Raw genomic sequence first — 23724 nt, forward strand, 5'->3', positions numbered from 1 at the left:
AAGATACCGTCAAAATACATAATCCATTAAAATTCTATTAGGTCATTTCAATCATGTTGCAACTTCAGTCAAAACTCCCAAGCCAAGGCGTTACCATCTTTAGTGTCATGACTGAACTCGCACAACGACTCAATGCCTTGAACCTGTCCCAAGGCTTCCCCGATTTCCCTGCGCCACCAGCATTGCTCGAAGCCCTCAGCCAAGCCACGCTTTCAAGCTATAACCAATATCCTGCGGGTGACGGGGTACTGGCCTTAAGACAACAACTGGCGACACAATTCTTAGCACGTGATCAGTTGCAACTCGATCCTGTCACTGAAATCACCATTACCCCTGGCGCAACTATTGCAATTTTCTGCGCCATTCAAGCCTGTATCCATGCCGGTGACGAGGTGATTATTTTCGATCCAAGCTATGACAGCTATGCGCCTGCGGTTCAGTTGGCAGGTGGAAAATCAATACATATCCATTTAGATGCCCCAAGCTTTCAGGTGAATTGGCAAAAGGTCAAAGACAGTATCAATGCCAACACTCGTATGATCATTGTCAACACCCCACACAATCCAACAGGGGCAATTTGGTCAGAACAGGATTGGCGACAGTTAATTGATTTGATTCAAGATAAAAATATCGTGGTGCTCTCCGATGAAGTCTATGAACATCTAATTTTTGATGGGCAAAAACACCATAGCGCACTGCAATTCCCTGAATTACGTGAACGCAGTTTTGTGATTGGTTCTTTCGGTAAAACCTATCATGTCACAGGCTGGAAAACCGGCTATTGTGTTGCTGCGCCACAACTTATGCGTCTGTTCCGCCAGATTTATCAATTTGCCAATTTCTGTGGCACCACACCGTGCCAGATTGCGCTGGCCAACTACATGCAGCAGCATCCTGAGCATATTCAAGAATTGCCAAGTTTTTATCAGGGAAAACGTGATTTATTCAATGCCCAGATTCAAGATTCACGTTTCGACTTCATTCCATCTCAAGGCACCTATTTCCAAAATCTGGATTACAGCAATATTCGTCCTGATCTTAATGATATCGAGATGTGCCAATTCCTTGCGGAGCAACATAAAATTGTGGCAATTCCAATTTCGGTATTCTATCAACAAGCACCCGCATCATTACGTATGATTCGTTTCTGCTTCGCCAAGACCGATCAAACGCTGCAACGTGCCGGTGAAATCCTCGTACAGTGTTGATCAACAAAAAGAAACTGAACTCTCATCTTCAACACAATTGATCATGTTATGTTGAAAAAAATACCATCGTTTCAGGATGAAGCGTGAAGGAAACTGAATGACACCACGCCAACCTCTGGTGATGCAACCGAATCTCTGGAAAACCTTTTTTGTGTTTCTGGTGCCGCTGATTGCCACCAATATTTTACAAAACCTGTCGGGCACCATTAATACCATCTTTGTCGGTCAAATGATGGGCGTGAATGCGATTGCTGCAGTCTCGGTATTCTTCCCTATCCTGTTCTTTTTACTGGCCTTTGTGATCGGGATTTCTGCAGGCTCCACGGTGCTAATTGGACAGGCATGGGGTGCACAAAATCTGGAAAAAGTCCGTTCTGTGATTGGCTCCACGGTCTATATGACCTTGATCGGTGGCAGCATTATTGCGGTCTTGGGTCTGATCTTCGCCAAACATATTTTAGAATTGCTGGGTACCGATCCTAAAGTGATGCACCTGTCCTTGCCTTATGTGCAATGGATGTTGGTGGGTAGCCCCTTACTGTTCGTCTATATTATTTACACCTCGATTTTACGGGGTGTTGGCGATAGCGTAACCCCTTTGATTGCCCTAAGCCTGACCAGCTTGATTGGTTTGGGGGTGACGCCCGTTTTACTGAAAGGTTATTTTGGTTTTCCTGCTTTGGGTATTGTTGCTCCTGCAATTGCAACCATTATCGGTTACGCCGCTGTGCTGATTTTCTTAGCAATTTATCTAAACTATAAAAATCATCCACTGAAAATTGATGGTCTATTGCTGCAACATATTCGCCATGATGCTGAGCTGAGTAAATTAATTTTAAAACTCGGAATTCCGACTGGGATTCAGATGGTCACCACCTCCTTAGCGGGTTTGGTGATTATTGGCTTGATTAACCATTATGGTGCACATGCCACCGCTGCCTACGGCGCAGTCAATCAGGTACTGAACTACATTCAATTTCCAGCCTTGTCGATTTCGATTGCTGCTTCGATTTTTGCTGCACAAGCGATTGGCGCAGGTAAGCCTGATTTATTGGCCAAAGTCACCCGTACCGCTTTGGGCATGAATTTCTTATTCACGGGTAGTTTGATTGCTCTGGCTTATTTATTCTCAAAATATCTGATGGCGCTGTTTATTACCGATCACAGTGTGATTGAGCTGGGTCAACAACTGTTATTTATTGTGCTGTGGTCGATTCTATTCTTTGGTGCCAGTGCCATTTTTGCATCGATTATGCGTGCCAGTGGTGCGGTCAATATCCCAATGATGATTAATATTTTGACCATTATTCTGATCGAAGTGCCGTGCGCGTATTGGTTTAGCTCATTGTGGGGCTTAACTGGAATTTGGATTGCATATGCGCTGTCCTTTGTTTGTCTATGTCTGTTCCAAGCCTTTTATTATCAATTCTTTTGGAAAAAGACCAAGATTAAAGTGCTGATCTAAAACCACCTTGTAACACAAATAAAAAAGCCATTCACAGAGAATGGCTTTTTTCATGCTGACAACTTACATCATCTTGGTTGCAAGCGCTGCAATACGTTGATAACCCGTCGGGAATAAACGTTGGAAAGAATCCACAATACGCGCATCAGTACCAATTAATAAACGGCGTTTATCTTTCAATACCGCATTTAAAATTTGACGTGCAGCTTCTTCTGGTGGAGTGCGCAGGAACTTATCGAATTGCTTGATTGATTTGTTTGGGTCCATGCCCAAGCTCTTCAAGCTGTCATTCATTTTTGCTGCTTTGGCGATATTGGTACGAATCCCGCCCGGATGTACGCAGAGTGAGCTGACACCGCCCTTCTCAATATCCAATTCCTGACGTAATGATTCAGTAAAACCGCGTACCGCAAATTTAGTTGCGTTATACGCCGATTGTGTTGGTTGCGAAGTTAAACCAAAAATACTGGAGATATTGATGATATGACCATCTTTGCTTTGTTTGATAAATGGCAGGAATTCTTTGGTGCCATAGACCACACCCCAGAAATTAATCCCAACGATCCATTCCAAATCTTCATAGCTTGCGCCTTCCACTGTCGAGCCGAGTGCTACACCTGCGTTATTGAAGATCAAATTGACTGATCCATGATCCTGTACAGTCTCTTGCGCCCATTGTTTCACTGCATCGCGATTTGAAACATCAAGCACTTTGGTGGTTACAGTCACAGGATACTGTTTGACCAGTTCTACAGTTTGTGCCAAGCCTTTTTCATTGATATCACTCAATGACAAATGACAGCCTTGTTTCGCCAACAAAACGGCCAACTGCTGTCCAATCCCAGAACCTGCACCGGTGATCGCTGCGACTTTATTTTTAAAATTTTTCATTGCCTATCCTTTGTACTGCGAATGATACGCACATATTCGCTCAGACCATGTGCTGTTTAACCTGTAACCAATATAATTTTGACAATACGTGTTGTCAATATAGTACACTCTAGCTTTAAGACAAATGGCAATAACCAACACCCGACATGTCATAATAGGCCTATTTACATTTATGACCGAAGATGTTTAAAAGAGACAAGGCATATTTTCAAAATATGGTTATGCTAGTCGGCACAACACGTTTGAAATGCAAATATTAGACACACGATTTAAAGACTTTTTAGGGAACGGTTTTCTCAATGGCAACTCAAGATCAAACCACTCGCAAGAAAAACAATACGGAAGTGAAAGAGCGACAATTCAAAGGCCTCTCTTTAACTGAGCGCAAAGAAGCACGTCGTGAAAAATTGATTGAAGCAGGCATTGCAACTTACGGCACACAAGGCTTTTTCTCGGTTACCGTCAAAGATGTCTGTAATGAAGCCAAGCTGACTGAACGCTATTTTTATGAATCATTTAAGAAAAGCGAAGAACTGTTTCAAACCGTGTTCTTAAAAATGATTGAAAAAATGCAAACCTGCTTAACCCAAGCCGTTTTAATGGCTGCGCCTGAACCCAAGAATATGGTGACTGCAGGTTTGTCGGCTTTATTAAGTGCGATTAAAGATGATCCACGTATGGCACGGATTATTTATATTGATGCCATGCTGGTGCAAGATCTGCATAATCAAGCCACCATTCAAGAGACATTGACTCAGTTCGATCGTATCATTCAAGGCTTTGTGATGATCACCATGCCGAATGCCCCACATAGCACTGAAGAAGTCTCGCTCATGGCGACAGGCTTAAATGGTTATGTCACGCATATTATTATTCGCTGGGTCTCGGAAGGCTTCAAACAGCCTCTAGAAGATGTTTTATCCGCCTGCTGTGCTGTCTTTTTGTCTTTTATCGAAACAACCTCGCAAAAAAATTAAAATCGTTTTACAGTTTTGTGACACGCAAAGCTGTTAAACTACACGTCAGTTAAGCAAATGAATTCATTTGCTTTATTGCTAAGCGGATTGTCATAAATTCGTCACCATGCTGCCCTACGATTGTCACAATTTATTGCTAAATTCGACTTTATTAATTCTTTTGCAATGATATTGTCATAATTAATCTTTGTAATAAGCCTGTCATAACAACAAAACGGTTAAACCGTTACAGATTTTAAGGGTATTGCGCTGTGAAAGATGACTATATTTTAATTGTCGATGATGAGCTACCGATCCGCGAAATGATCCATACCTCTTTAGATATGGCAGGCTTCCAATGTTTACAAGCAGAGGATGCCAAACAAGCGCATCAGATTATCGTTGATCAGCGTCCTGCGCTTATTTTGCTGGATTGGATGCTACCGGGTGGTGTGAGTGGTGTAGATTTATGCCGCCGCCTCAAACGCGATGAAAACTTGGCAGAAATTCCTGTAATCATGCTGACTGCACGTGGTGAAGAAGACCATAAAGTACAAGGTCTTGATGCGGGTGCAGACGATTACATGACTAAGCCATTTTCAACCCGTGAATTGGTGTCTCGTATCAAAGCAGTATTACGTCGTGCCAATGCATTGAGCGGTGAGAAAGTGATTGATGCCAATGGCTTATTACTTGATCCTGTCAGCCAGCGCGTCAGTTTCGGCAACAGTATTTTAGAGATGGGTCCAACCGAATATCGTTTATTGGCCTTCTTTATGACGCACCCAGAACGCGCCTATACGCGTGCTCAACTCCTAGATCAAGTCTGGGGTGGTAATGTCTATATCGAAGATCGTACTATTGATGTGCATATTCGCCGTTTACGCAAAGTGTTAGAGCCTTTTGGTGTCGATCGTTTTGTACAAACCGTTCGTGGCACAGGTTATCGCTTCTCGACACGAGCAGATTTAGCAGTAGGTTAAAAATCCTTTATGTATGAACCTTACCCCGTCCCTGAACTGGCACGTGAACACCAACGTTTTCGCTACAGCAGTTTGTGGACCTTTGCAAAGCAAGATTTAAGACTGTTACTTTTTTTCTTATTGATTGCAAGCTTAGTCGGATTCGGGGTGGGTTACTTCTGGAGCTGCATTTTTGTCGCCTTCGTGCTTTTTTTCATGCTACAGCTCCGCTCGCTTTATCTGGTCAATGAATGGATTTCCAATCGCCCTTATGATGTCCCCCCAAATCTGAATGGGATCTGGGGTGCATTGCTGTTCAATGTCTACCGTGCACAGCGTCAAGAACGCATTGTTCAAGCTGAAATGGTGGGATTGATTGATCGCGCACAATCCTCTTTGGTGGCATTGGCCGAGGCTGTGGTCCTGATTGATGATCAACATCAAATCGAGTGGTGGAATCCTGCCGCTGAAAAACTGTTAGGGATTAGTCCCTTGGATCGTGGCCGCAATTTATTGTCGATTTTGCGCCAACCCAGTTTTATTGAATATTTTAACCACAGTGATCAATCTCCTGATGGGATTCGTCTGCAAGCGCAGATGGATGAAGATCGTTATGTGCAAGTCAAACTAACCCGCTTCGGTGGCGAAAGTCGTCTATTGGTTGCTTATGACACCACGCGAGTACATAACCTCGAGCAAATGCGTAAAGACTTTGTTGATAATATTTCACATGAATTACGTACACCGCTGACCGTACTCAGTGGTTATATCGAAACTTTTATTGATCAAGATGATATTACCCCACGCTGGAAACGTGCTTTCACACAAATGCAGTCACAAACCAAGCGTATGAATGCTTTGGTTAATGACCTCTTATTATTATCAAATTTAGAAAATAATAAAAAAGTCGCGAAAAATCAGATTATTGATATGGCCAATCTGATGAATCAAATCTTTGATGATGCGCGTGCCTACAATCTCGATTATGGCCATACCCTCAATCTGGATATTGATAGCCATTGCGACCTGATTGGTTCTGACATCGAAATTGCTAGTGCATTCAGCAATTTAATTACCAATGCGATTAAATACACGCCTGCAGGCGGCATCATCACCATTGGTTGGCACGAAGATGGTGATCATGCCTATTTTACCGTACAGGATAATGGAATCGGGATTAACCCAAAACATTTGCCGCGCTTAACTGAACGGTTTTACCGTGTCGATAGCGCACGTAGCCGTCAGACAGGCGGAACCGGACTTGGTTTGGCAATTGTGAAACACGTATTGATGCAACACGGCGCACACTTGGAAATTACCTCTAAAGAAAATGAAGGTTCGACCTTTACCGCAGTGTTCCCAAAAGAACGCTTATACCGCATGATTTAAACCTAAGGGAACTGCCAAGTTCCCTAAAATATGATGTGATCATTCCACTAAAATAATATAATAAACTGTTGTTTCATTTCACTATTTCTATTTTTTGATGCCATTCTCATGCTAAATACCTCTTTTCTTCGCGCTTGCGTTTTCTTACTTGGGTTCAATACGCCTTTGGCGATTCACGCTGCACCGACTGACCCACTGATTGGGACGTGGAAAGTCGTCGATGAGCGTACGGGCTCGTACCTGTCTGATATCGTGATCCGCAAACATTCTGCAACCGAACAATACAGTGCGGTGATTGTCAAAATGTATCCTTCTGCCAAGGAGGTTGCACTCACTGTATGTACAGCATGTACTGGTGCTTTAAAAAACCAGCAGATTATCGGCATGGAAGTGCTAACTGGTCTAAAAATGTTGAGTCAAAATGAGGAATTTGGACAAGGCGTTTGGCTCAATCCTTATGATGGCCACAAATACAACCTGAATGCACGTTTAAGTAAAACAGGCAAAATGCTAAGTATCAATGCGAAAAACCCAAGCAATAATAGTTTCCGTAATATGACCTGGATTCGACTTTAATGATTTAAATTTAGCCACACTAATAATTTATATTTCACATAAAAAAGAGTGCATTTTTATGCACTCTTTTTTATGAATTTAACCATAAAACTGTCAATTAAGAGCTGGTTTTGGCATTCAGCGCGGCTGGCTCAAGCAAATGGCTGGGTAAACCAAAAATATGATCAAAAAAGTAATTATAAACAAAGGTATAACATGGGATCAGCACCATCAAACTAAAATCGAGCAAGAACGCTTTGACTAAACTAATCTGCATCCACCACGCAATCAATGGAATCAAAATCATCACCAAGACAATTTGAAAGCCAATCGCATGTGCCACACGTCTGAGTACCGTACGTTTTTTTGATGTTTGCTTCTTTTCCCACATCTCAAATACATAGTTATAAAAGAAATTGACCGTCACTGCGATCACAGCAATCAAGATCGACAAAGGTCCTGTATGGCTGATCGTCGTGCCCGAAAGCACTGCCAGCACCATTGCACAGATAAAAAAGCTCAAAACTTCATAGAAAAATACGTAAGTGACTCTTCTCTTGGTTCCTTGCATGACCACACCTTAAAATCAATAATGAGTGGATTTTACGCTTTAATTTTGATAAAAAAAGTTAATCGTTATCAGTACAACTGACAAGGAAATTACCATGAAACTCAGTCGCGAGCAGCTTGAACTGATTCTTGAAATTATTGATCGTGGTAATTTTTCCGCTGCGGCACGTGCCTTAAATCGTGTTCCTTCAGCGGTCAGCATGGCGATTGCCAATCTCGAAGCAGAGCTGAATTTAAAATTATTTGAACGCAGTAAAAATCACCTTGCCCCCACCGAAGTCGCGCTTTCAATCGAACCGCATGCCCGACTAATTCTGACCAAATTAGGTCAGCTCGACCTACATCTGACTGAACTTTCAACGGGATTAGAAACCAGTCTCTGCATTGGCATTGCAGCAGATGTGAATCAAAAATTTTTATTGGCAGGGATTGAACAGCTAATTCAACGCTATCCCTTGTTAAATATTGAAATGGTCAGTGCACCACAACAAGAGCTCAAAACACGGCTACACAATAATGAGATCGATCTCTATATCGCTTATAGCTCATCACAACTCGACAACAATGAACGTTTCCGCTTACTGGGCATGGAACAATTTGTTGCGGCAGTTTCCCCCAAAGATGCGCAACAACTCAAAGCGCAGAATAAAAATGAGCTCACCATGCTGTCTGAACTCAGACAGATTATTGTTGCCAGCAAGCATTATCCATTACCTGACAGTCGGGTTTTGGTCTCCGATTCTTATTGGTACAGCGATAATTTATCCATGGCCATTGATATGGTGGAACAAGGTCTCGGTTGGGGTAATTTTCCGCTTTCCGTGGTGCAAGCACATTTTGCCAAACAACGTCTGGTTCGCCTAGCCTTTCTCGATACCACCAATGGACTGGATATGCCGATTCATGCGATTTGGCCAGCTTATAAACCACTGAGCAAATCCATGCAGCTCTTGATTGAACTGTGGGAAAGCCAAATCCATCGCGCATAAAAAAAGCCCGACATCCAAGTCGGGCTTTTTCGTATTCCTTTCACTAGATACAACTCCTGTCATATCTCACATCCTGATGCGCAAACTTATCATTCTTGTTTTATGTTTTGGAACTTCCTGTTCCTGATGAGTTCATATTAGGCAATTCAACTGAGGCTGAAAATGGGACATTGCCCCTAATCGCTGTAAGAAAAAGCGTACACTGCCGAGCTTTCTCACCCTTTAAAAAGTCAGTAAATATATGGAACGGAACACGGAGAACGTATCAATCTCCTAATAAATCAATCGACTGCCCTTTCGTCATCACACCCATATACTGATCATAGCTTTGTGCCAGTAGACAAATCACTACAGCAGCAATTAAAGTCAAAATCTTATTTCTCATTGTCATCGTCAGCGACCTGAATCAAGGATCTATAAAAAAGGTATAAGATTTCTTCCATCTAATCTAATATAGAAAAAACAAGCACTGATCTAATTTTGAGATATGTGGACCTTCAAACAATTTAATTATCTAATCACGATTGTTGAAACTGGGGGCTTTATTGCTGCCTCGGAGAAGCTGTTTATTGCTCAATCGGCCCTAAGCAGACAAATCAAAAATTTAGAAGAAGAAATCGGTTTTGAAATTTTTGATCGATCCGAGAAAAAAATTAGACTCACACCTGCAGGTGAAGCACTGTATAAAAGTCTAAAAACCAATATTGATCATTTAAAAAGTTCCATTGTCAGCGCCCAAAGTATCAGTCGGGGTGAAGGTCGAATCATTAAAATTGCCCATTCCAGTAGTATCGTATTAGATCAAAACAAGCTGGAAATCTTTGAACAGCTCTGTGATACCTATCATATTGATATCGAAATGAATACTTTATCCTCTGAGTTACAACTCGAATATTTATTGAATGGGACGATTGATCTGGGTTTTATCCGCCCCCCGATTTATCATAATTTGAATGATGTCAATTCGATCAGTTTATATACCGCTCCTTTATACGTCGCTGCACATATTTCAGATCCATTTTTAAGTGAAAAAGAAAGTATCTCGATCCGTGAATTGGCACCCTTGGATTTTGTTTCTGTGCCACATAAAGCCCGTGGTGGCTTGAGCTATTTGGCCGCCAATTTATGTTTGGTCAATGGCTTTAATCCGAAAAGAACTCGAATTTACTCAAGAAAAAGATCGCAATTGGAACTGGTCGCCAATGGTTTTGGTATTTGTATTGTGCCAGAAGAATTTAAAGTGATTCTCCCCAGCAACGTTAGACTGATTCCGATTCAGGACGAGAATACCCTCAGTGAAGTGAAACTCATCTGGAAAAAGGATGAAGACTCGATCATTGACCGTTGTGCAGCCTCGATTCATGCCTATTACAGTGCCAAGCAAATGGACTAAACAACTAACGGTGTTTCAGCTCAAATGAAAAAAGCCCGACATCCGAGTCGGGCTTTTTCGTATTCCTTTCACTAGATACAACTCCTGTCATATCTCACATCCTGATGCGCAAACTTATCATTTTTGTTTTATGTTTTGGAACGTCCTGTTCCTGATGAGTTCATATTAGGCAATTCAACTTAGGCTGAAAATCGGACATTGCCCTGAATTAGTGTAAGCAAAAACGTACATGGTTTTTTAGTTCATCAATTAAATGAAAATTTCACCTTCTAGATATAAGCGACATTCGCCTGAAATTTCAATTCGGTCATTTTCAAGTAACTTGCAATACAGTACGCCCCCTCGTTTTGAAGCTTGATAAGCAACAATATTTTCTTTGTTGATGAATGGCTGCCAAAGCGGTATCAGTGACGTATGTAATGAACCCGTGACAGGATCTTCATCAATTCCCATTGAGGGCGTAAAGTAACGGGAGACAAGGTCAAACTGAGCAAAGCCTTCATCTATAGCATCATTTAATGTGGTAATCGCGACACGTCGCCCACCAAGTTTTTTTATCAGATCAAAATTCGGCTGTTCATTTAAAACGGTTTGGGTATTTGGATAGATCACGATATAGGCCTGTGGATTGATATACACTTCAGTGATTTCTTGAGACAGGCTGTCTTTTAAGGCTTGGGGAATCACCTCTAATCGATGAGGAATCTGTACAGGAAAATTCATTTTGATTCGGCCCTTTTCACTGCGAGTAATAAAAAACTCGCCCAAGTTCGCCACATGAAAAACTAACGATTCAATTTCAGGTTGATTTTTAAAAATAATAAAACTGGTCGCTAGCGTGCCATAACCACAAAACTGCACTTCTTTGACGGGTGAAAACCACTTAATTTCATAATTTTGATCATCAATTTTTCTGGCAAAACTGGTCTCTGACAAATTGTTTTCTAATGCAATGTTTTGCATTACATGCTGATCTAACCACTGTTCTAATAACACAACCGCAGCAGGGTTTCCTTTAAATACTTGATCACTAAATGCATCGACTTGGTAAATTTTCATGATTTCTAGCAGCAATAATTTTTAGATAAGATACTCAACTCATGCATCCAATAATGTTTGTTTTTGATGAATAAAATGCGTTACTGTTTCACTTTAAACCCTCAAAAAATCAAAATCTAATTTTGATAAAACCAGACTAATCTTATTTAAACCAAACGGTATCATCTCATTTTAAGCTTTAATTAAAAAAGATATCAGTAATGTCTCTTTCTATACTTATCAGTATGTTTGTTTTCTCATTCACCATGTCCATTTCACCTGGACCAATTAACATTACCATTCTTTCATCCAGCTTAATGTATGGATTTAGAAAAACACTGCCCTTTATCTCAGGTGCAAGCATTGGCTTTAGTTTACTGCTTATATTTTTAGGTTTTGGGATATCTAAAACCATCATGCATTACCCTACATTTTTTATGATCATTGAGGTTTTAGGTAGCTTATTTATTTTCTATCTCGGTCAAAAAATTATCTTTTCAAAAGCAGAAGTTGAAATATTAAACAATATCGCTACTGCTAAATTTATGGATGGATTTCTCTTACAATGGCTCAATCCCAAAGCATGGATTGCCTGCCTCTCTGGTATCTCATTATTTTCCTCCCCTGTGAGTTATCATCCCTTGATTTTGTTTATTCTGATCTATTTCTTTACTTGCTATATCTGTTTAATCCTTTGGGGCATTTCGGGGCATCATCTCGCCAAAATATTAACCAACTCACACCAGCTCAAAATCCTGAATATTTTAATGGGTGGGTCTTTAATCATTCTATCAATCTACATGCTCATCAAACTCTTTTGGCATTAAATGATTGATAAATTCGCTCAAGCAAGGCATAGGCAATCCCATTCATTGGAATATTAGCAGGCCAAACTGCATAAACACGCAATGGCTCTAGTATCCAAGCGGGTAAAACTTTCACGACTTTTCCCTGTTCAAGATCGGCTTGGATTAAATCATCAGGAGGTGCTGCCAGCCCTGCATTTAATTTTACCAGTTCATATGAGGCTTCAACATTATTCACATAAATATAAGGCTGATATGAAATTTCTATTTCTTCTCCTGTATGTTGATGCCGCAATATTCTCTTATTTTTTCTCATACTTAAACCAATCCATTTCATCTGAATCAGATCTTTAGGATGGGTAATAACGTGCTGCTGATTTAAAAACTCAGGGGTTGCAACGATACTTCGGGCTAAAGGAAATAGATAGCGAGCTTTAAATGAACTATCTGGAAGCTCGCCAATTCGAACAGCAATATCCACATTCTCAGCGATCAAATCTGTCCGGCTATCATCACAAGTAATATGTACAGTTAAGTCCTGATACACCTCACAAAATGTTGTGATACATTGCATTAACTCACTATGGATAAAAACCGCAGGAATAGAAATATGCAATTGTGTCTTTCTCAGAATAGAACGTTGCTTAAAATCTGAAATACCTGATTCATAGGTTGCCAACATAACTTGGGCGGTATCTAAAAGTTTTTGCCCATCGTGAGTTAAGGTCATTTTCCGCGTATTTCGATAAAATAAGGCACACTCTAAATTCTTTTCCAATTTGGCCAAATGCAGACTAACCGTTGCGGTAGATAAGCCTAATGCTTTGGCCCCTTTTGAAATTGAACCAAACTCAGCAATTTTCGCAAAAATAATTAAATATCTGACATCTTCAATCATACGTTTCAATCTACAACAGATAAATGCATAAACAGGAGCAAAATTAATCAGATATCGTCATGTTTCTTTTATAACACATATAAAAATTGAAACTGGATAATGCTGCTGAAAAAATACAATACAGTATAAAAACCTTCATATTGATCAGTGGTCGATCCAGAAAGTAATTACTGAATATGGTTGCAAAAGTTAAAATTCCTAAAAATTCAAAAAATGAAAATTGTGGTATTAAAAATTTCATCATTATTTGCCTTTATTTTAAATTATCTGAGATTATTTCAAGTACTACAAAATATATAAGACTTAAACTATAAATAAAAAGCCCCAATTTTGGAGCTTTTTAAAATCATATCTAAACTAAACCGAATGACCTAAACGCTCACCCATCACCACTGTCGAATTGGCTTTAAACTGTTCTTCCCAAACCATTTTATCTTTTTCAAATAAAACCACAGCAGTTGAACCTAGGTAGAAGCGACCTAGCTCTGCACCTTTATCCAATTTCATTTGATGATGTTGCAATTCAACTTTGCCAGATGGTTTTACTTTGCCTGTGGCAACTGTTTCAATCCCAGCTACAATCATGGCGCCAACCAAAACCACCGCCATACGACCCAGCTCGGTATCAAATAAACACACCATACGTTCATTACGTGCAAACAAGCCCGGTACGTTTTCAGCCGTGGTTTGGTTAACTGAGAACAACTCACCCGGAATATACAAGGTTTCCGTCAATGTGCCCGCCAAAGGCATATGGACGCGATGATAATCTTTTGGCGATAAATACACGGTCGCAAACTGACCCTCTTGGAAGGGTTTAGCCAGTTGTGGATCGCCAATCAATTTCTCAACAGAAAAGCTTTGACCTTTGGCTTGAAAAATATCACCCGCTTCAATTTTACCGAGCTGTGAAATCGCACCATCCGCAGGACAAACAATGCTATCCGCTTGTTCATCAATGCCACGGACACCTTCTTTTAACGCACGGGTAAAAAATTCATTAAATGACTTATATTGCAGTGCATTGCTTTGCGCCGCAATGCTCATATCAATACCGTATTTTGCTTTGAATGCCTGAATCACAGCAGTTTTTACCAAGACATTTTCACTTGCGGCAACCTTACCAACCACACGACTCAGTTGATGTTGTGGCACAAGATTCTGTGCTTTGATAAAGAGTTGTTTTTTTAAATCTGCTGAAAAACTCAAGACGGTGACTCCCCTGAAATAATAGGACTATCGAGGCGATTGCCCCATTCACTCCACGCACCATCGTAGGCTCTCACTTGCCAGTTGAGCAATCTTGCCAAAATATACGCCAAGCCAGAACGGTGATGAGACTGACAGTACACCACCACTGGTTGTTGTAAATTAAAGCCTAATTGTTCTAAACGTTGTTGTGTGCGTTCAAGCGGGTGTAATTTTAGATGATTTTCACGGTTTAGGGCAGTACTCCATTCAAAATGCAGTGCATTTGGGATGTGACCGCCGCGTCGCGCCGCGAGGCGTAAGCCCGTATATTCCTCGTTGCTACGACAGTCCCAGAGCTGAATATTGTCTTGTTCGACTTGTTGTAACAATTCATGATATTCAATCCGATGCTGCTGTACCGTATCTAAATCAATCTGGAACAGATCAGCAACGGGTTGAACTGGATCGACTTCAGCGGTGGTCGGTAAACCTGCGCCCAACCAGCCGTGAATGCCGCCATTAATCAAACTGGTGCGGTTAAAACCCAAGCAATGTAAATTCCAGATTAAACGTCCAGCCCACGCCCCGCCTTCATCGTCATAAACCACAACATGATGCTGAGGTGAAATATTTAACTTCTCAATTAAAGCCTGTAAGCCTGCTAAATCAGGCAATACCCCATTGGCTTGTTCTTGTTGTGCAACCAAGTATTTAGGCTGTAAATGAATTGCATGAGGAATATGCAATTGTTCATATACCGAAGCTCGGCTTAAATCGACAATACGAATCAACTCGCCGCCCAAATACGGCACCAGTTGTTCAGGCTCAATCAGTAAACCCAGTTTAAAATCTACGTCAGTCATGGTTATGCTGTTTTATCATCCGCATTAGGGGTGATATTAACATAGCCGACTTTTTATCTTTGTCTGATTTTTTGCATTCATTTAGCAGAAAAGTAGATATAGAAAAAAGCCCAGTGATTATGGATTAAAAGTATAAAATTTGCTGACAATTGCGAAAGTTAAACCATATAAACCTGTCGAGAAAATTTACTGGTGCGGAGGCGGCATGGACACCGCCCGTTGAACTGCGGCATCAAGGATGTGCCGTCAGTTCAACAAAAGATTTTTGTTACTTTTGATCTTTCAAAAGTAAAGAGTGCCTATATATCTCATAACGTTGAGCGATTCCACGGCCGTACCAGATTTGAGTGTGAAAGAATAGTTAGGCTTCTTCAATCTCAAACACCTGACGCAAATACGCCAAGAAGGTATCATTATCCGTCATAGTCTTACCCGGACTATCCGAAATCTTCGCCACCGACTGACGATTACACTCCACCAATTTCAACACAATATTCAACGGCTTCTGCCCCATATCATTGGTCAAATTAGTACCAATCCCGAAGCTTACCTGAAAACGGTCTTTAAAATACTGATGCAATAACCATGCTTTTTCCAAATTCAACCCATCACTAAAGGTCAACATCTTGGTCTTGGTATCAATCTTGAGTTTGCGATAATGTACATAAGCCTTATCGCCCCATTCATATGGGTCACCACTGTCGTGGCGCAGGCCATCAAATAACTTGGCAAAATACAAATCGAAATCACGCAGGAAAGCATCCATTCCCACCACATCGGTCAAGGCAATACCCAAATCACCGCGATATTCTTGTACCCATGCTTCCAAAGCTGCTTTCTGGAAATTACGTAATCGCACATCAAGCGCTTGAAACGCCTGCAAGAACTCATGTGCCATAGTACCAATCGGACTAATCCCTAATTGCTTGGCCAACAATACATTACTGGTACCACGAAAGACTTTAGGTGCAACAGCCTGAAATGCCTGTACCACATGCTTCTGCCATTCAAAACTATAACGGCGGCGTGTGCCAAAATCAGACACTAAGAACGGTGGCTCTTTATCTTGTTGTTCTTGGGCATAATGCTGTAACTGTAGCAATTTCTGTTGCAGACGGCGCTCACCCTCAAGCAATACCTCATCACTACGAATACGACGGAAATACAATTCATTGACGATGGCCAAGACAAAAATCTCAAACATCATGGCCTGAACCATAGGACCTTCAATGCGAATATCTAAACGCCCAGCCTCATCAATACTGGCTTGAATAAAACGACGCTTGAGTTGGAACAGTTCCAGATAATCAACAAAATCACTTTTAATAAAACGCAATGAACGCAGGTACTGTAATTCGTCTTCTGCGAAACGCAGTTCACACAGCAAATCCAGTTGCTGATTCAAGTCATCCAAAATATCAACTAAGGGATAAACCGTATCTTCTAAATTGCGGCAACGAAATAAATAAACACTATGCGTTTGCGGAAACTGATGCAACACCACCTGTAACATGGTGAATTTATATAAGTCGGTATCCAGTAAAGATTGAATAATTGGTGTAGACATGACTGAATTAAGATCTATTCTATTTCAAGCATTAAAGCATACTTTTATCCAGAAATGAGACTGTCTACGACGATGGATATTTTTCTCAAAATCATCTGATTCGGTGTCTTTTTAAATTCAATAGCTTAGGGAAATAGCAAAGCTTAATTGGAGAGCTCAGCCTGAATCTGTTGTAAGCGTTGCTGTTGTCCAAATTGAATTGCAAACTGCTCAGCGGTCAATTGACCCGTTTTTGCGGCATTAACATCACAATCGACCTGACGCAATTGTTTGGCAATGCTCCATTCTGCTTTAACAATCGCCCCCATTAAGGCGGTATGTCCACGCTTGTCTCGAAGACAACGATTGGCACCTTGTTTGATCAACACATTAACCGCTTCTTTTTGCCCATAATAACTCGCCAGCATCAATGCGCTATAACCAGAGTGATCCTGCACATCGATCGGAAAACCATGCTTTAAAAACTCTTGTAAAACCTCAGTATTGCCAACTTTTGCTGCTGAAAAGAACAGCTCAATCACTTCATCTGAGCCCTTCACTGCGGTCGGAACTGTATTCGCATAACTTGAGACGGATAAACTACCGCAGAATAGGCCGATTGCACATAATGTAGCTCGTAAATGAATCATCACAATATCCTAAAATTGAATCAGGAGTGCCTGTAACACTCGCCCTAGGTGCAGGAAAGGCTATTGAGGTTACAGGACTTTCTGGGGGTAACATTCAGGCACCTGTTACCACATGCTAAAACGACTTATTCGTCTTTCAATTGCGCTGCTTTCGCTTGAGCATTTTTAAGATTCACACCTACAGCCTTGGCAAGACGTGCCCCATAATCAGCATCGGCCTTATAGAAGTAAGACAGCATAATGGTCTTGGTCTCTATATCTTTGACTTGTCCAAGGTCTGCCGCAAGATTACGAATCAAGTCATTTTTTTCTAGCGCTGAATAACTACGATATAAATCACCAGCCTGTTTAAATGACTGCTGCTTCTGAATCGCGTGCTGCATCACTGTACCCTGCAAAGGTGTTTGTACAGCTCTGGCAATCTCAGTAGATGGTTTTGGTTCAATCGTACTTGGCTCATAATTCACATGAGACTCCGTTTGCCCCATGTTCATAGAGCCTTCTTGATTGTTGTTATTCACCGCAACCCGAGGACGATTCACTGGAATCTGTTGATGATTGGCACCTAAACGATATAACTGGGTATCCGAATAAGAGAAGATACGACCTTGTAATAAACGGTCTTCTGACGGTTCAATACCTGGAATCAAGTTGCCTGGTGCAAAAGCCGATTGTTCCGTTTCCTGAAAGAAATTCTTCGGCATACGATTCAAGGTCAAGGTTCCGACTTTGACTTCAGGCACCGCATCACTTGGCCAAATTTTAGTTGCATCTAATGGATTGAAATCAAATTTATCTAAGTCTTTTGGATCAAGTACCTGAATGTACAAATCCCATTTTGGATAATTACCTTCATTCACATTTTTATACATATCATTGGTTAAATGATTCCAGTCACGACCTTGAACTTCACGTACCTGATCAAGATTCAAGCCTTTCACGCCTTGTTTAGAACGCCAGTTGAACTTAACGTACTTATATTCGCCTTTGTCGTTATAGAGTTTAAAAGCATGCACGCCAAAGCCATCTAGCGTGCGGTAGCTTTCTGGTGTGCCTAAATTTGAATAAACATAGGTCAACATATTGATTGACCAAGGCTGGCTTTTTAAGAAGTCAAAAATACGGTTCGGATCTTGGACATTGCTGACTGGATCAGGCTTCATGGCATGGACAAAATCAGGGAACTTGATCGCATCACGAATAAAGAATACCGGCAGATTATTGCCGACCAAATCCCAATTGCCTTGCTGCGTATAGAATTTCACGGCAAAACCATGCGGATCACGTGCGGTTTCAGGCGAACCCTTCGGATGGATGACGGTTGAGAAGCGGACAAAAACAGGTGTGGTTGTACCAGTCTTAAACATCGATGCGACAGTTAAATCAGACAAATCTTTTGTTGCGACAAAATCACCATAGACGCCTGTACCACGTGCATGCACCACACGCTCGGGAATACGTTCACGGCCAAACGTTGTAATTTTTGAATCAGCTGGACATCTTGCAACAAGGTTGCGCCATTGGCACCCGCGGTCATGGAGTTTTGATTGTCACCTACAGGTGCACCATTGTCTTTGGTTAAAGGGGCTGCATACGCAGTGCTCAGCGTTGCTGCCATTATTGTGAATAAAAATGTTCGCTTAAACATACTGTTAAATCCAAAATCTAAATACCTTTCCTGCACGGGGACTATACAAAGATTTAGGCAATAGATAAAAAAGATAATTTTAATAAAATAAATCGAAAAATAAGATCAAAGACAATCTAGTGCCTTGATGAGGTCATGCTGAGCAAGCAAATCTGTTAGACTGCTGCCCTGATTCAATACCGATCTTCATTTTTATGCGCGCATTAATTCAACGTGCCCTTGAAGCCAAAGTTGTGGTTGACGGGCAAACCACAGGCGAGATTCAACACGGCTTGTTGGTGTTTTTGGGTCTAGGTAAAGACGATACTTTAGAAAAAGGCCAAAAGCTGATTGATAAGATTTTGAAGTATCGTATTTTTGATGATGAACAAGGTAAAATGGGCTGGAATGTCAGCCAAGCCAATGGTGGACTGCTACTCGTCTCTCAATTTACGCTGATGGCGCAAACACAAAAAGGCTTAAGACCAGATTTTGGCCCTGCCATGCCACCTGCAGCAGCCAAAGACCTGTATGAGCAATTGGTCAAGTACGCACAACAACAATTTAACCATGTCCAAACTGGGATTTTTGCCGCAGATATGAAAGTGCACCTGATCAATGACGGTCCAGTGACTTTTAACCTAGAAGTCGAATAAATCGTGGCAATAAAAAACTCCCCAGTGGGGAGTTTTTTATGTCAGCGCATTTATTTGCCTGTTTTTTCTTTAATAAAGGCACGTGCTTGACGAATTTTTTCTTTGACTGGTTTTGGCACTTTTGGTGGAATCAATTTCGCTGCTTGGTTAAACCACACCAATAAGCTAAAGTCACCTTCCATTTTGATGCTACCATCTTGCATACCCGTCATAAATGCGGTTGGGTCACCTTTCAACAAAGTTTTAACACCTTGCTCGCTTGATGCAAATTGTAAAATAAAGTCTGCTTTTTCTGGGCTACCTGCAACCGTATCAATCTTGCCACGATTCACAAGAATCTGACGAGCAAAGCCTAAATCTGTACCAATCTGAATACGGAATTCACGGTCATGTACCAATTCAATAAACTTTGGGCTGGTACGTGCCAATTGCTTCATACGCAACGCCAAACCTGCCACTAATAAATCCAGCGGATCAGTGCTTACATCAACGATAGGTAACTTAACCACAGGTAAAGAAGAAAGCTTCATGACAATTATGCCTACAGTATTATGATGAAAATTAAGACAACCGTATCCTAGCACAGTTGTAGAGCGGTCTGTAAAAGCTTTGTTGCAAAAAATTAGTACAAAAAAGGCATGCTGAGCATGCCTTTGATGTTGTTCGAATTATTATAATTTATCTGCTAGAACATTGTTGCTGGTCATCCTTATAAACAGGTGTATGTTCAATATACTGGCGATTTGCCAGCTGTTTTTGTGCTTGTTTGTCTTCACGTAAAAGGATAAATGTAACCGTTATCATCGCAAGGCTCAACGCGGTCAAATAACTATAGGCGACGGACATCTCGAATATGGTTTGCGCACCAAAGCGCACCACTTCTAACAGTCCCCAGCACAGCATACCCGCCAACATAAAACCTAACCAACGACGATAAGGAGAAAAGAAAACAGCAATAACTGCGACAGCGATTAAGCCAAATCCAACCCACATGGTGAAATTCGCTGCTTCCATAGAAACCTCCGTCTTAAAAGGGGTGGTCTGTATTTATATTCAGACCTCTATATTGTTCTGTAATCTCTAACAGTACTTCGTGTTGCATTAACGTCTTTATGCATTATGGAGCGTTTTTTTTAGAAAAAAAGAGCCTGAAATTAACCTTACGACACAAGCTGTCGCAATATGCTTTTGTCATTACATTTTTAAAACATATAAAAGTCTTGAATGTCCATATAGCATCGATTACAGCGTGTCATTACAAAAAACTATGCCACTTTTTTGCTGCAAAAAAACTTTTTTCGGAATTTTTTTATCGTTGTTTTTCTATACATTTAGACATAATTATGACGAATAAATGACGTACAAAAAATGAATAAGGCCGCAGTAAAAGCGACCTTATTGAAATGCGATAAATGTTACTCTAAGCGCGGTTTAAATCCTTATCATGCATACCCAATAAGTACAGCACGCCATCTAAACCCACACTTGAAATGGCTTGATTGGCATTTTGGCGGACCAAAGGTTTAGCACGGAATGCAACGCCTAGACCTGCAATTGAAAGCATCGGTAAGTCATTGGCACCATCACCAACGGCCATCGCCTGCTCTAGCGAAATTCCCATTTTTTCGGCCAGTTGACGCAGTAACTCTGCTTTACGGGCACCATCAACAATCGCACCTTTCACTTCACCAGTGACAAAGCCATCTTCTACATCAAGAATATTGGCATGTACTTCATCAATCCCAAGTTTTGCTTGTAAGTACTCAGCAAAGTACTGGAAACCACCTGATAAAATTGCAGTCTTATAACCCAAGGCTTTCAAGGTAGAGATCAAACGCTCTGCCCCTTCAGTCACGGTCAAACGTTCTGCAATTTTCGGCAATACAGAAGCATCCAAACCTTTTAATAAAGCAACACGGGCACGGAAACTTTGTTGGAAATCAAGTTCACCTAACATGGCACGCTCAGTAATTTCAGCCACTTGTGCACCGACGCCTGCTTCTAATGCCAGTTCATCAATCACTTCTTGCTCGATCAAGGTGGAGTCCATATCAAAGCAAACTAAACGACGATTACGACGATAGGCATTGTCTTCTTGCACAGCGACATCAATATTTAACTCGCCAGATAGGCTTAAACATGCTGCACGCATCGCTTGTGCATCCAACATCTGTCCACTGAGGCCAAACTGCACACAGGCACGACGTGGAAATTGGCTTTCTGCATCCAGATCTAAACGCCCAGATAAACGGGTGACCGTTTCAATATTAAAGCCTTGACTTGACACAATTTTAGTCACGGCTTGCAGATGTGCAGCGGTAAGTTCAGGTGCAAGCGCAGTTACGATATAGCGAGTTCGGCCGCCTTCACTCACCCATTGATCATATTCTGCGTTGGAGATTGGTTTAAATCGCACAGTTAAGCCAATATCATGTGCTAAAATCAAAATCTCTTTCATTGCTAATGCAGTTGCAGTCTCATTATCCGATGCAACAACGATCCCAAGGGTCAGTTGATTATGGATAACTGCCTGCCCCACATCGAGTATTTGCAAAGAATGTACGGATAGTACCTGCATTAATCGAGTAAACTGATTCGGTTGATCTGGTCCTAGAAAGGATATAAGAATGATTTCTCGCATGAATTGACTCGTGGTTGAGCGACAACTATTGTAAGAATCATAACATAACCCATGAATCTATTTGCCTTGGAAATTTAACTTGAATGCGCCTCGCCAAGGGCTATTTGCTAGCCTACTGATCGTAAGTTTTGCATTGCATACCTTTTTATTGGTGATTGCAACGACACATCAACTCAATGAAAATCGCGCTAGCCAAGGACAACTGATGACCAGTCAGTTAGTGGCAGATAGTCTTGCCGAGTTGGAACCAGCCAATACCGTTTCACTGGCATTGGTGGCGAATCGTTATGCAACCAATCCGAGTGTTGCCTCTATTCGTATTTTAGATGCCAATAAACAAGTGCTTGCAACCAGTGGCATGGCCAAAACCCGCCAAGGTGAAGTGTTCGTTCGTGATGCACTCCAAAATGAAAAGAAAGTCGGTACGGTTGAAATTACCCTTATCCAGCCGAGTATCGGTGAGATTTTACGGACTCAATGGTTAGCGATTTTAGTTTCACTCTTCATTCATGGGCTGATTTGGTTGGCCTATCGTGCCATCGCACGTCCAACACGCAGCGAATACTTGGCACGTATCAATCAAGAAAATCATCTCAAACATGAGATTCAACGTTTAACCCAAGCCCTTGCACTTGAAAAACAAAATGCCGTGACTTTGGTTGCTCAGGCACAACAGCAGGCAAAAGCGCAAGCCAAACCGCGTGTTGAAAAAAATCCAGTTGAATCCGTATCACTGGACGATCAAGCTCTGGCGCTCAATATTCAGTTTTATGATCCTAAACAATTATTGAGTAGCGTGAACCAATCTGTTTCCGTGCCTTATTTCAAACTATGCCAATTATTTTTAGATAAAAGTATTGCGCTCTGTGCCAAGCATTACCAGATTGATGCCGCTCAAATTCAGGTGGTTCAAGAATTCAATGCAGATGGCGCAAGCTTAGCAACAACAGCTGAAAACAGTCATGCCCTTGAATGTCTGATGATGGTCGGTGCTGTTTTCCAGTTATTGGCCGATGTACTGTATAAACGTTATCGTGAAGATAAACGTTTTGCCTTACAAACCCGTGGTGCAGTTGCAAGTGCAGTCGACGCCATGCAGTTAGATGCTGTTGAAGCCGCGAAACGATTGGCACAACATTTACATGCCAAAGAAGCAGCTTTGCATTTAAATCATGAGCAGCTCAAAAGTATTCAAAACAGTTATGAATTAGTGGCAATGCCAAATCCAAGTAATATCATGACCCGTCATGCTTTTATGATTAATGGCATGAATGAAGAATGTGCAACGTTGGCGCAAACGCTACGTACCGAAATTTTAATGGGTAAAAAAGCCAGAGCATCAACAGAGCTGGAATAAATAGCACTTAGGCTACGCTAATCGAGTCATTCAAAACACAAGGCTTTGTCTAAATACAAAGCCTTGTGTTTTT

23 protein-coding genes and 1 pseudogene are annotated in these 23724 nt (G+C 41.3%); 11 read left to right on the forward strand and 13 right to left on the reverse strand.

The genetic code is table 11. The features are described from left to right. The first annotated feature begins 53 nt into the window (after nucleotides 1-53). Together A7P55_RS01895 and A7P55_RS01900 are read left to right on the forward strand one after the other, a co-directional pair. A complete protein-coding gene (locus A7P55_RS01895) occupies nucleotides 54-1208 on the forward strand; it encodes a methionine aminotransferase (RefSeq protein ID WP_171550900.1) in 1155 nt (384 codons plus the stop codon). Between the two features lie 97 nt (nucleotides 1209-1305). Next, nucleotides 1306-2673 (forward strand): MATE family efflux transporter, encoded by a 1368-nt coding sequence (locus tag A7P55_RS01900; RefSeq protein WP_171550901.1) that lies wholly within the window; start codon nucleotides 1306-1308, stop codon nucleotides 2671-2673. 63 nt (nucleotides 2674-2736) lie between these two features. On the opposite strand, the gene A7P55_RS01905 is transcribed toward A7P55_RS01900, so the two are convergent. Then, the gene (locus A7P55_RS01905; RefSeq protein WP_171550902.1) at nucleotides 2737-3564 is read right to left on the reverse strand and encodes an SDR family oxidoreductase; all 828 of its coding nucleotides are present in this window, start codon (nucleotides 3562-3564) and stop codon (nucleotides 2737-2739) included. A gap of 299 nt (nucleotides 3565-3863) precedes the next feature. Here A7P55_RS01905 and A7P55_RS01910 point away from each other — a divergent pair, with 299 nt between their 5' ends. The 4 genes from A7P55_RS01910 to A7P55_RS01925 all read left to right on the forward strand — a co-directional run bounded on the left by A7P55_RS01910 (nucleotide 3864) and on the right by A7P55_RS01925 (nucleotide 7447). Continuing rightward, nucleotides 3864-4541: a TetR/AcrR family transcriptional regulator gene (locus tag A7P55_RS01910; RefSeq protein ID WP_065343115.1), complete on the forward strand. Its 678-nt coding sequence runs from the start codon at nucleotides 3864-3866 to the stop codon at nucleotides 4539-4541. A 251-nt stretch (nucleotides 4542-4792) separates the two neighbouring features. Then, nucleotides 4793-5503, forward strand: a complete 711-nt coding sequence (phoB, locus tag A7P55_RS01915) for a phosphate regulon transcriptional regulator PhoB (protein WP_004803505.1) — start codon at nucleotides 4793-4795, stop codon at nucleotides 5501-5503. Nucleotides 5504-5512: 9 nt separating this feature from the next. After that, nucleotides 5513-6871 carry a phosphate regulon sensor histidine kinase PhoR gene (phoR, locus tag A7P55_RS01920; protein WP_171549854.1) on the forward strand — a complete coding sequence of 453 codons (1359 nt, stop codon included), beginning with the start codon at nucleotides 5513-5515 and terminating at the stop codon, nucleotides 6869-6871. A gap of 108 nt (nucleotides 6872-6979) precedes the next feature. Next, entirely contained in the window at nucleotides 6980-7447 is a 468-nt protein-coding gene (locus tag A7P55_RS01925; RefSeq protein WP_171550903.1) for a DUF2147 domain-containing protein, read from the forward strand. 97 nt (nucleotides 7448-7544) lie between these two features. Here A7P55_RS01925 and A7P55_RS01930 read toward each other — a convergent pair whose 3' ends face one another. Beyond that, nucleotides 7545-7997, reverse strand: coding sequence for a PACE efflux transporter (locus A7P55_RS01930; RefSeq protein ID WP_171550904.1), 453 nt, complete (start codon nucleotides 7995-7997; stop codon nucleotides 7545-7547). A 94-nt stretch (nucleotides 7998-8091) separates the two neighbouring features. Between A7P55_RS01930 and A7P55_RS01935 the strand changes: the two genes are divergently transcribed. Then, the gene (locus tag A7P55_RS01935; RefSeq protein WP_171550905.1) at nucleotides 8092-8985 is read left to right on the forward strand and encodes a LysR family transcriptional regulator; all 894 of its coding nucleotides are present in this window, start codon (nucleotides 8092-8094) and stop codon (nucleotides 8983-8985) included. A 265-nt stretch (nucleotides 8986-9250) separates the two neighbouring features. Here the strand turns inward: A7P55_RS01935 and A7P55_RS22785 are convergent, their stop codons facing one another. Next, the gene (locus tag A7P55_RS22785) at nucleotides 9251-9376 is read right to left on the reverse strand and encodes a hypothetical protein (RefSeq protein WP_016542257.1); all 126 of its coding nucleotides are present in this window, start codon (nucleotides 9374-9376) and stop codon (nucleotides 9251-9253) included. Nucleotides 9377-9472: 96 nt separating this feature from the next. On the opposite strand from A7P55_RS22785, the gene A7P55_RS01940 reads away from it, so the two are divergent. Then, on the forward strand, nucleotides 9473-10378 hold the full coding sequence (locus A7P55_RS01940) for a LysR family transcriptional regulator (protein ID WP_171550906.1): 906 nt from the start codon (nucleotides 9473-9475) through the stop codon (nucleotides 10376-10378). Between the two features lie 249 nt (nucleotides 10379-10627). Here the strand turns inward: A7P55_RS01940 and A7P55_RS01945 are convergent, their stop codons facing one another. Next, complete coding sequence (locus tag A7P55_RS01945; RefSeq protein WP_065343110.1) at nucleotides 10628-11437, reverse strand: PhzF family phenazine biosynthesis protein; 810 nt, start codon at nucleotides 11435-11437, stop codon at nucleotides 10628-10630. A 200-nt stretch (nucleotides 11438-11637) separates the two neighbouring features. On the opposite strand from A7P55_RS01945, the gene A7P55_RS01950 reads away from it, so the two are divergent. Continuing rightward, entirely contained in the window at nucleotides 11638-12243 is a 606-nt protein-coding gene (locus A7P55_RS01950; RefSeq protein WP_171550907.1) for a LysE family translocator, read from the forward strand. Here A7P55_RS01950 and A7P55_RS01955 read toward each other — a convergent pair. The 6 genes and pseudogenes from A7P55_RS01955 to A7P55_RS01980 all read right to left on the reverse strand — a co-directional run bounded on the left by A7P55_RS01955 (nucleotide 12224) and on the right by A7P55_RS01980 (nucleotide 19018). After that, nucleotides 12224-13120, reverse strand: a complete 897-nt coding sequence (locus A7P55_RS01955) for a LysR family transcriptional regulator (RefSeq protein WP_171550908.1) — start codon at nucleotides 13118-13120, stop codon at nucleotides 12224-12226. The two genes, A7P55_RS01950 and A7P55_RS01955, sit on opposite strands and share 20 nt — an antisense overlap. 357 nt (nucleotides 13121-13477) lie before the next feature. Further along, on the reverse strand, nucleotides 13478-14329 hold the full coding sequence (asd, locus tag A7P55_RS01960; protein WP_171550909.1) for an archaetidylserine decarboxylase: 852 nt from the start codon (nucleotides 14327-14329) through the stop codon (nucleotides 13478-13480). Next, nucleotides 14326-15174 carry a rhodanese-like domain-containing protein gene (locus A7P55_RS01965; RefSeq protein ID WP_171550910.1) on the reverse strand — a complete coding sequence of 283 codons (849 nt, stop codon included), beginning with the start codon at nucleotides 15172-15174 and terminating at the stop codon, nucleotides 14326-14328. The genes asd and A7P55_RS01965 overlap by 4 nt, the downstream gene beginning before the upstream one ends. Nucleotides 15175-15535: 361 nt before the next feature. Then, nucleotides 15536-16741: a nicotinate phosphoribosyltransferase gene (gene pncB / locus A7P55_RS01970; protein WP_171550911.1), complete on the reverse strand. Its 1206-nt coding sequence runs from the start codon at nucleotides 16739-16741 to the stop codon at nucleotides 15536-15538. A 143-nt stretch (nucleotides 16742-16884) separates the two neighbouring features. After that, nucleotides 16885-17370, reverse strand: coding sequence for an ankyrin repeat domain-containing protein (locus tag A7P55_RS01975; RefSeq protein WP_171550912.1), 486 nt, complete (start codon nucleotides 17368-17370; stop codon nucleotides 16885-16887). A 125-nt stretch (nucleotides 17371-17495) separates the two neighbouring features. Next, a pseudogene (locus A7P55_RS01980) lies at nucleotides 17496-19018 on the reverse strand (catalase). A 194-nt stretch (nucleotides 19019-19212) separates the two neighbouring features. Between A7P55_RS01980 and dtd the strand changes: the two are divergent. Beyond that, nucleotides 19213-19653: a D-aminoacyl-tRNA deacylase gene (gene dtd, locus A7P55_RS01985; protein WP_171550913.1), complete on the forward strand. Its 441-nt coding sequence runs from the start codon at nucleotides 19213-19215 to the stop codon at nucleotides 19651-19653. Between the two features lie 50 nt (nucleotides 19654-19703). Here dtd and A7P55_RS01990 read toward each other — a convergent pair whose 3' ends face one another. The 3 genes from A7P55_RS01990 to serB form a co-directional block, all read right to left on the reverse strand. Next, on the reverse strand, nucleotides 19704-20183 hold the full coding sequence (locus A7P55_RS01990; protein WP_004657026.1) for a hypothetical protein: 480 nt from the start codon (nucleotides 20181-20183) through the stop codon (nucleotides 19704-19706). Between the two features lie 148 nt (nucleotides 20184-20331). Beyond that, entirely contained in the window at nucleotides 20332-20667 is a 336-nt protein-coding gene (gene aciT / locus A7P55_RS01995) for a ciprofloxacin tolerance protein AciT (RefSeq protein WP_004803470.1), read from the reverse strand. Between the two features lie 406 nt (nucleotides 20668-21073). Next, nucleotides 21074-22294 (reverse strand): phosphoserine phosphatase SerB, encoded by a 1221-nt coding sequence (serB, locus tag A7P55_RS02000; protein WP_004803468.1) that lies wholly within the window; start codon nucleotides 22292-22294, stop codon nucleotides 21074-21076. 61 nt (nucleotides 22295-22355) lie between these two features. Here serB and A7P55_RS02005 point away from each other — a divergent pair, with 61 nt between their 5' ends. After that, entirely contained in the window at nucleotides 22356-23651 is a 1296-nt protein-coding gene (locus A7P55_RS02005) for a hypothetical protein (RefSeq protein WP_171550914.1), read from the forward strand. Nucleotides 23652-23724: the final 73 nt, after the last annotated feature.

The organism is Acinetobacter sp. Ac_5812 (genome assembly GCF_013072695.1).
Taxonomy (GTDB): domain Bacteria; phylum Pseudomonadota; class Gammaproteobacteria; order Pseudomonadales; family Moraxellaceae; genus Acinetobacter.

What these genes read in the sequence shown, in the direction of transcription:
- A7P55_RS01895 (WP_171550900.1), top strand. Translation starts at nt 54, where the DNA reads ATGTTGCAACTTCAGTCAAAACTCCCAAGCCAAGGCGTTACCATCTTT.
- A7P55_RS01900 (WP_171550901.1), top strand. Translation starts at nt 1,306, where the DNA reads ATGACACCACGCCAACCTCTGGTGATGCAACCGAATCTCTGGAAAACC.
- A7P55_RS01905 (WP_171550902.1), bottom strand. Translation starts at nt 3,564, where the DNA reads ATGAAAAATTTTAAAAATAAAGTCGCAGCGATCACCGGTGCAGGTTCT.
- A7P55_RS01910 (WP_065343115.1), top strand. Translation starts at nt 3,864, where the DNA reads ATGGCAACTCAAGATCAAACCACTCGCAAGAAAAACAATACGGAAGTG.
- phoR (WP_171549854.1), top strand. Translation starts at nt 5,513, where the DNA reads ATGTATGAACCTTACCCCGTCCCTGAACTGGCACGTGAACACCAACGT.
- A7P55_RS01925 (WP_171550903.1), top strand. Translation starts at nt 6,980, where the DNA reads ATGCTAAATACCTCTTTTCTTCGCGCTTGCGTTTTCTTACTTGGGTTC.
- A7P55_RS01930 (WP_171550904.1), bottom strand. Translation starts at nt 7,997, where the DNA reads ATGCAAGGAACCAAGAGAAGAGTCACTTACGTATTTTTCTATGAAGTT.
- A7P55_RS01935 (WP_171550905.1), top strand. Translation starts at nt 8,092, where the DNA reads ATGAAACTCAGTCGCGAGCAGCTTGAACTGATTCTTGAAATTATTGAT.
- A7P55_RS22785 (WP_016542257.1), bottom strand. Translation starts at nt 9,376, where the DNA reads ATGACAATGAGAAATAAGATTTTGACTTTAATTGCTGCTGTAGTGATT.
- A7P55_RS01940 (WP_171550906.1), top strand. Translation starts at nt 9,473, where the DNA reads ATGTGGACCTTCAAACAATTTAATTATCTAATCACGATTGTTGAAACT.
- A7P55_RS01945 (WP_065343110.1), bottom strand. Translation starts at nt 11,437, where the DNA reads ATGAAAATTTACCAAGTCGATGCATTTAGTGATCAAGTATTTAAAGGA.
- A7P55_RS01950 (WP_171550907.1), top strand. Translation starts at nt 11,638, where the DNA reads ATGTCTCTTTCTATACTTATCAGTATGTTTGTTTTCTCATTCACCATG.
- A7P55_RS01955 (WP_171550908.1), bottom strand. Translation starts at nt 13,120, where the DNA reads ATGATTGAAGATGTCAGATATTTAATTATTTTTGCGAAAATTGCTGAG.
- A7P55_RS01965 (WP_171550910.1), bottom strand. Translation starts at nt 15,174, where the DNA reads ATGACTGACGTAGATTTTAAACTGGGTTTACTGATTGAGCCTGAACAA.
- pncB (WP_171550911.1), bottom strand. Translation starts at nt 16,741, where the DNA reads ATGTCTACACCAATTATTCAATCTTTACTGGATACCGACTTATATAAA.
- A7P55_RS01975 (WP_171550912.1), bottom strand. Translation starts at nt 17,370, where the DNA reads ATGATTCATTTACGAGCTACATTATGTGCAATCGGCCTATTCTGCGGT.
- dtd (WP_171550913.1), top strand. Translation starts at nt 19,213, where the DNA reads ATGCGCGCATTAATTCAACGTGCCCTTGAAGCCAAAGTTGTGGTTGAC.
- A7P55_RS01990 (WP_004657026.1), bottom strand. Translation starts at nt 20,183, where the DNA reads ATGAAGCTTTCTTCTTTACCTGTGGTTAAGTTACCTATCGTTGATGTA.
- aciT (WP_004803470.1), bottom strand. Translation starts at nt 20,667, where the DNA reads ATGGAAGCAGCGAATTTCACCATGTGGGTTGGATTTGGCTTAATCGCT.
- serB (WP_004803468.1), bottom strand. Translation starts at nt 22,294, where the DNA reads ATGCGAGAAATCATTCTTATATCCTTTCTAGGACCAGATCAACCGAAT.